Origin of the sequence: Ectobacillus panaciterrae DSM 19096, from assembly GCF_000430785.1 — a bacterium.
GTDB lineage: Bacteria > Bacillota > Bacilli > Bacillales > Bacillaceae_G > Ectobacillus > Ectobacillus panaciterrae.
The window spans coordinates 46,672-53,174 of record NZ_AUMR01000048.1 but is presented as its reverse complement, the minus strand read 5'-3'; the positions used below and the strand labels follow the sequence as shown (position 1 = coordinate 53,174).

Here is a 6,503-nt window from a genome sequence, read left to right as displayed (position 1 = left end):
ATCTAAGCATGAAGCCCCCCTCAAGATGAGATTTCCCATAGCGTCAAGCTAGTAAGATCCCTGAAAGATGATCAGGTTGATAGGTTCGAGGTGGAAGCGTGGTGACACGTGGAGCTGACGAATACTAATCGATCGAGGGCTTAACCAATATACACTTTATCTTATGTTATCTAGTTTTGAAGGAATATCCTTCATATGTCTAGTGATGATGGCGAAGAGGTCACACCCGTTCCCATACCGAACACGGAAGTTAAGCTCTTCAGCGCCGATGGTAGTTGGGACCTTGTCCCTGTGAGAGTAGGACGTCGCTAGGCACTGAAAAAAGGATCAGTCATTTGACTGGTCCTTTTTGTTTTTGAAGAAAATACAAGGCTGACAGACACAGAGCCCAGGATTATACATACATTTATAAAAGAACCTTTACTTAACTCGCTTACGCTACTTTTAAGAGGAGGCTTACTTTTTAAATATGATAAAAGGAAAATTTAGAAAAGTTTGTATATATAAACAAAAAATGTAAAAGCTATTAGTATGGAGGTGGAGATAATGAGTATTGCTGTGAGAGTAACTCAACTGAAGTGCTGCATTGTATGCGAAGAGAAAAAAGAAAAAGGGATCCATTTGTACAATGGTTTTATATGTGAAACATGCGAAAAGGATATTATTCACACAGAAACGGATGATCCCAAGTATGCCTTTTATTTAAAACAGCTAAGGAAAGTTTGTTTACCTGAGCAATAGGCTGAAATGCCTATTATTTTTTTGCACTGAAATTGATTATAATGGAATATATAACTTTTATATAAGGAAGAAATAAAATGAAACAAACACAAACACCTTTATATAATGCCATATCACATTTTTCTGAGAAACGTCCTATTTCATTTCATGTGCCTGGACACAAGAATGGTATGCATTTTGCCAAAAGAGCATTTTCTCATTTTCATAGTTTGCTAGAAATTGATGTAACAGAATTGACGGGACTCGATGATTTACATAATCCTTCAGGATGTATTAAAGAGGCGGAAACACTTTTAGCTGATTTATATGGAGCATCGCAAAGCTACTTTCTTATCAATGGTTCTACTGTGGGAAACTTAGCCATGATTTTAGCTGCTTGTAAGGAAGGGGATATAGTGCTCGTACAGCGGAATTGCCATAAATCTGTAATGAACGGCATCCAATTGGCAGGAGCACGGCCGGTCTTTTTGAGAACCGCTGTTGATGAACATGCGCAAGTTCCTATGGGGATTGCATTTGAAACTGCAGAAGCAGCTTTACAACAGTATCCGCAGGCAAAAGCTGTTGTTTTAACGCATCCAAATTATTATGGCATGGCACAAGATTTACATAAAATTATTTCTTTGGCGCATGAGAAAGGGATACCGGTTCTTGTGGACGAAGCACACGGTGCACATTTTTGTTTAGGAGCGCCGTTTCCAAGTTCAGCTTTGGCATATGGGGCAGATGTTGTGATTCACTCTGCTCATAAAACACTCCCCGCCATGACAATGGGTTCTTACTTGCATATAAATAGTAATATAATAAAGACAGATAAGGTTTTCCATTACTTGAGTATGCTTCAGTCGAGCAGTCCGTCGTATCCCATCATGGCTTCTTTAGATTTAGCACGTTATGAGCTGGCTCAGCTGAAAGCACAAGGTACAGAAAAGCTGGTTCGTTTTCTGCAGCATATTCGGCAAGAGCTGTCCTCGATCCCGCAAGTTGCTGTTTTGCAGCATGATATGCAAGATCCTTTAAAAGTAACCATTCAAACAAGATGCGCTCTGTCTGGTTATGAACTGCAAGCGGTATTTGAGAAAAAAGGTATTTATACAGAAATGGCGGATCCGTATAATGTCCTTTTAGTTTTGCCGCTTTACATACATGAACAATATGTACAAGCAGTATCTGCTATGAGAGATGCATTAAAACTCTATTCAGTAACAGGAAAAAGTCTTCCTGTACGCGTAGAGGATGCACCTTTCTCTGCGCCAATGGATTATAAAGAGCTGGAACAGTATCCTGTAACACGCGTACCTCTAATAGAAACAGAAGGATACGTTGCAGCGGAAACGGTGATTCCTTATCCGCCGGGCATTCCTTTTATCATGCCTGGAGAAATGATTACAAATGACCACATTAAACAGCTGCAGCTTCTTATCAAAGCTGGAGCCCGCTTCCAAGGGACCGCTTCTCTTCAAGAGCTGGCTGTATACGATAGAAAAGGAAAGGTGAATGCAGAATGAAAGGATTCTTTATTACAATAGAGGGACCAGAGGGTTCTGGTAAATCAACTTTAATTTCAAAATTAGTTCCGCTGCTCCAAGCTAAGGGACATAATATTTTAGTTACGCGCGAGCCCGGAGGTATTGAGATTTCCGAAAAAATCCGAACGATTATCCATGATCCGGCGTACACGATGATGGATTCTCGTACAGAGGCACTGCTGTATGCTGCTGCGCGCAGACAACATTTAGTAGAAAAAGTAATACCGGCACTAGACGCAGGAAAAATTGTAATGTGCGACCGTTTTATAGACAGCTCGCTTGCTTATCAAGGTTATGCAAGAGGTCTTGGCGTAGATCAAGTATTGGAGATTAATCGCTTCGCAACGGAAGATTGCATGCCCGCTCTTACTCTGTATGTAGACATTGAACCAAGCGAAGGGTTAGCACGAATTCATAAGGATGCAGGAAGGGAAATCAATCGTCTTGATTTAGAAGGATTGGCATTTCATGAGAAGGTAAGGGAAGGGTACTTGCAGCTGCTAGAAAGATTTTCAAATCGTATAGTGCGAATCAACGGAGCTCAATTGCCGGAAGAAGTGTTAAAAGATGCAGAAAAAGTGATTGAAAAACATCTGCAATAATTGGAAGTATAACGTTTATGCTCTCAGAAACAAAAAAAGTTGATATAATAGGGATAAAGCGAAACTTCATCCGTGGGAGCATTACCCCCACGGATGTTAGCTGAGCCAATCGGGCTTTTACTGTCCATTCTATATATGAGTGAATTATAATTCCGACATCTCCATGTGCTATGTGCAACCAAAAGGGAGTATGGTATGCTTCTGGTTTACCCTTGCATGAACCACTACAAAGGTTTGAGCGCTTCTGCACGTCGCTGGATGATCTCTCCCCACTATAAAAAGACGGGTTTTTATTCACTTGTATATGGCTGGAGCATAGCTATACAATTACGGATAGTTAGTGGGGAATGAAATACAAAATAAGTGAGTGATGAATGATGACTAAGACGTGGGAGCAGCTGACGTTGATGCAGCCCATTGCCGTTAAGATGTTGACGAACAGTATTTTAAAAGAGCGGATATCCCACGCCTACTTATTGGAAGGACCTAAAGGAACCGGAAAGCTGGAAACTGCGATGCAAATGGCAAAGAGCATTTTTTGTTCAGAGCTGTCCGGCTTTGAGCCTTGTCATGCTTGCAGCAACTGCCGCCGCATCGAGTCCGGAAACCATCCGAACATATATGTCTTAAAGCCTGATGGACTTTCTATTAAAAAGCAGCAAATCCATGCGCTGCAGGAAGAGTTTTCTAAAACCGGTTTAGAATCTAATAAGAAAGTATATATCATAGAGCATGCAGACCGCATGACAATCAACGCTGCAAATACATTACTCAAGTTTTTAGAAGAGCCGAGCAGTAAAACAACAGCAATGCTGCTGACAGAAAATAGTCATCAAATGCTGAATACAATTTTATCGCGCTGCCAAACACTTACATTTCGGCCGCTTTCTAAAGAGTTATTGATTCAGCAGTTGCAATTGCAAGGGATATCTCATGCTTTTGCAGCAACAGCCGCGCAACTTACAAACAATATAGAAGAAGCGCAAAATTTCTGTAATGATGAATGGTTTGCACAAGCTCGAACTTTAGTGATAAAATTATGTGAAGTCCTAGGAAAGGATACCTCGTCTCTTTTTTTTGTACAAGAAAAATGGGGCAAGCATTTTGCGGATAAAGAACAGCTGCAAATAGGGTTAGATATGTTACTCCTTATTTACAAGGATTTATTATATGTACAGCTCGGAGAGAATGAAAACGTTACATTCTTGGATCAACAATCTTTATTTGAGTCTCTCTCCTATTCTCAAAAACGAATTGTATCGGCACTTTCCAATATATTAGAAGCAAAAAATAGGCTTAATGCCAATGCGAATGTACAGCTTGTATTTGAGCAGCTGGTGTTGCGCCTGCAGGAGGGATAAACGCTTGTATGATGTAGTAGGGGTACGGTTTAAAAAAGCAGGCAAAATCTATTACTTCGACCCGAACAATCTGGACATTCCTGAAAACGAATGTGTCATTGTAGAGACTGTGCGGGGAATCGAATACGGTAAAGTAGTCATGAATAAGAAGCAAGTGCATGAAAATGACGTCGTGTTGCCGCTGAAGAAGGTCATTCGTATCGCTGATGAAAACGACCGGAATATCGTAGAAGAAAACAAAACAGCTGCAAAAGAAGCTTATCGTGTCTGTCTGGAAAAAGTAATTGTTCATGAACTTGATATGAAGCTTGTAGATGTAGAGTACACATTCGACCGAAATAAGGTAATTTTTTACTTTACAGCAGATGGGCGCATTGATTTTCGCGAGCTTGTAAAGGATTTGGCTGCTATTTTCCGGACGCGTATTGAGCTCAGACAAATTGGGGTGCGAGATGAGGCAAAAATGCTGGGAGGCATTGGCCCATGCGGCCGTATGCTTTGCTGTTCGACGTTTTTAGGTGATTTTGAGCCTGTTTCCATTAAAATGGCGAAGGACCAAAACTTATCGTTAAATCCTGCTAAGATTTCAGGTTTATGCGGCCGTTTGATGTGCTGCTTGAAGTACGAAAACGATGAGTATGAAGCAGCAAAGGAACAGCTCCCGGATTTAGATCAAAAAATACAAACACCGAGCGGTACGGGCCGTGTGGTAGGATTGAATATATTAGAACGATTGATTCAAGTTGAACTCATCGGTAAAGATCGCATTATAGAATATACACTGGACGAACTAATTAATGGAGGCGTTGTTTCTAGTCAAACCACAGATTGATGAGGTGGGTGCTTGTGGAGAAAAAAGATATTTTTGAATCTGTTTCGAGCATGGAAGAGCAGATCGGACATTTATATAAACAGCTCGGGGAGCTAAAGCAGCATCTTGCTGAATTGCTCGAAGAAAATCAACACATTAAAATGGAAAATGAAAATTTACGCCGTCGTTTTGAGGAAGCCGCACAAAAAAAGCAGCAGCGTTTCAAGGAGAGGGAGAAGAAGCTGGCAGCAGATATCGGGGAAGGCTACGATAATCTGGCGCGTCTCTATCAGGAAGGCTTCCATATTTGTAATTTACATTACGGAAGTGTACGGAAAGAAGGAGATTGCTTATTTTGTCTATCTTTCCTCAATAAAAAATAAAATTACCTTTCCAAGAGATTGGAAAGGTAATTTTTTGTATTCATAAAAGAGATAGTAATAAGAAGGCATAAGAGAAAGGAATAAACGTATGCAATTATATGGTGATGAACGACTGGATTATTTGTTGGCTGAAGAAATGAAAATTATTCAAAGTCCGTCTGTATTCAATTTTTCGCTTGATGCTGTTCTGCTGGCACGTTTTGCATGGCTTCCGATTCAAAAGGGAAATATTTTGGATTTGTGTACCGGCAACGCGGTTGTTCCGCTTCTTATGAGTACACGTACAAAAGGAACAATTACAGGAGTAGAAATTCAAGAACGGATCTATGATATGGGTGTACGCAGTGTTCAATATAATGAACTGGAAGAGCAGATTCGTCTTATCCATGGGGATTTAAAAGATATGCCAAAGATATTGGGGTATAACAAATTCGACGTAGTAACCTGTAACCCTCCGTATTTTCAAACACCAAAACCATCTGAGAGAAATCCCAATGAACATTTAGCAATTGCCCGCCATGAGATTTTATGTACATTGGAAGATGTGGTTCGTGTGAGCAGTCAGCTTGTGAAGCAAGGCGGAAAGATTGCATTTGTGCACCGGCCGGGGCGTTTGCTTGATATCGTGACATTAATGAGAGCTTATAAAGTAGAGCCTAAGCGTTTGCAGCTTGTGTATCCGAAGGCTGGGAAAGAAGCAAACATGCTATTGATTGAAGGAATTAAAGATGGAAATCCAGATTTAAAAATCCTGCCGCCGCTTGTTGTATATGAAGACAATGATGAATATACGAAGGAAATGCGTCAGATTTTATATGGAGAAGAATAACTATTACTTCTATGTTCTAGAGTGCGGGGACGGCAGCTATTACGCAGGCTACACGAATGATTTAAAACGGAGAATCGCTGTACATAATGAAGGAAAAGGAGCGAAGTATACGCGGGGACGCCTACCTGTACAGCTCCTCTACCATGAGAAATTTTCATCAAAATCAGAGGCATTACAAGCGGAGTATCGGTTTAAACAGCTGAACCGCAAAAAAAAAGAAGAGTATATTCGAAAGGAAGAATAAATG

At 40.6% G+C, this 6,503-nt stretch carries 8 protein-coding genes and 2 rRNA genes; all 10 read left to right on the top strand.

What is annotated here, in order from left to right:
- Positions 1-148, top strand: a 23S ribosomal RNA gene (locus H540_RS0112715); the annotation flags it as partial.
- Between the two features lie 50 nt (positions 149-198).
- Positions 199-314: ribosomal RNA gene (rrf, locus tag H540_RS0112710) — 5S ribosomal RNA — on the top strand.
- Between the two features lie 232 nt (positions 315-546).
- Entirely contained in the window at positions 547-741 is a 195-nt protein-coding gene (locus H540_RS0112705; RefSeq protein WP_028400994.1) for a sigma factor G inhibitor Gin, read from the top strand.
- A gap of 77 nt (positions 742-818) precedes the next feature.
- Positions 819-2,249, top strand: coding sequence for an aminotransferase class I/II-fold pyridoxal phosphate-dependent enzyme (locus H540_RS0112700; protein WP_028400993.1), 1,431 nt, complete (start codon positions 819-821; stop codon positions 2,247-2,249).
- The gene (gene tmk, locus H540_RS0112695; RefSeq protein ID WP_028400992.1) at positions 2,246-2,872 is read left to right on the top strand and encodes a dTMP kinase; all 627 of its coding nucleotides are present in this window, start codon (positions 2,246-2,248) and stop codon (positions 2,870-2,872) included. The genes H540_RS0112700 and tmk overlap by 4 nt, the downstream gene beginning before the upstream one ends.
- Before the next feature lie 377 nt (positions 2,873-3,249).
- Positions 3,250-4,233, top strand: a complete 984-nt coding sequence (gene holB, locus H540_RS0112690) for a DNA polymerase III subunit delta' (protein ID WP_028400991.1) — start codon at positions 3,250-3,252, stop codon at positions 4,231-4,233.
- Between the two features lie 4 nt (positions 4,234-4,237).
- The gene (locus H540_RS0112685; RefSeq protein WP_028400990.1) at positions 4,238-5,065 is read left to right on the top strand and encodes a PSP1 domain-containing protein; all 828 of its coding nucleotides are present in this window, start codon (positions 4,238-4,240) and stop codon (positions 5,063-5,065) included.
- A 14-nt stretch (positions 5,066-5,079) separates the two neighbouring features.
- Positions 5,080-5,427 carry a DNA replication initiation control protein YabA gene (gene yabA, locus H540_RS0112680; protein ID WP_028400989.1) on the top strand — a complete coding sequence of 116 codons (348 nt, stop codon included), beginning with the start codon at positions 5,080-5,082 and terminating at the stop codon, positions 5,425-5,427.
- A gap of 88 nt (positions 5,428-5,515) precedes the next feature.
- Positions 5,516-6,256 carry a tRNA1(Val) (adenine(37)-N6)-methyltransferase gene (locus H540_RS0112675; protein WP_028400988.1) on the top strand — a complete coding sequence of 247 codons (741 nt, stop codon included), beginning with the start codon at positions 5,516-5,518 and terminating at the stop codon, positions 6,254-6,256.
- Positions 6,243-6,500 carry a GIY-YIG nuclease family protein gene (locus tag H540_RS34590; protein WP_028400987.1) on the top strand — a complete coding sequence of 86 codons (258 nt, stop codon included), beginning with the start codon at positions 6,243-6,245 and terminating at the stop codon, positions 6,498-6,500. Before H540_RS0112675 ends, H540_RS34590 begins: the two co-directional genes overlap by 14 nt.
- Positions 6,501-6,503 lie beyond the last annotated feature (3 nt).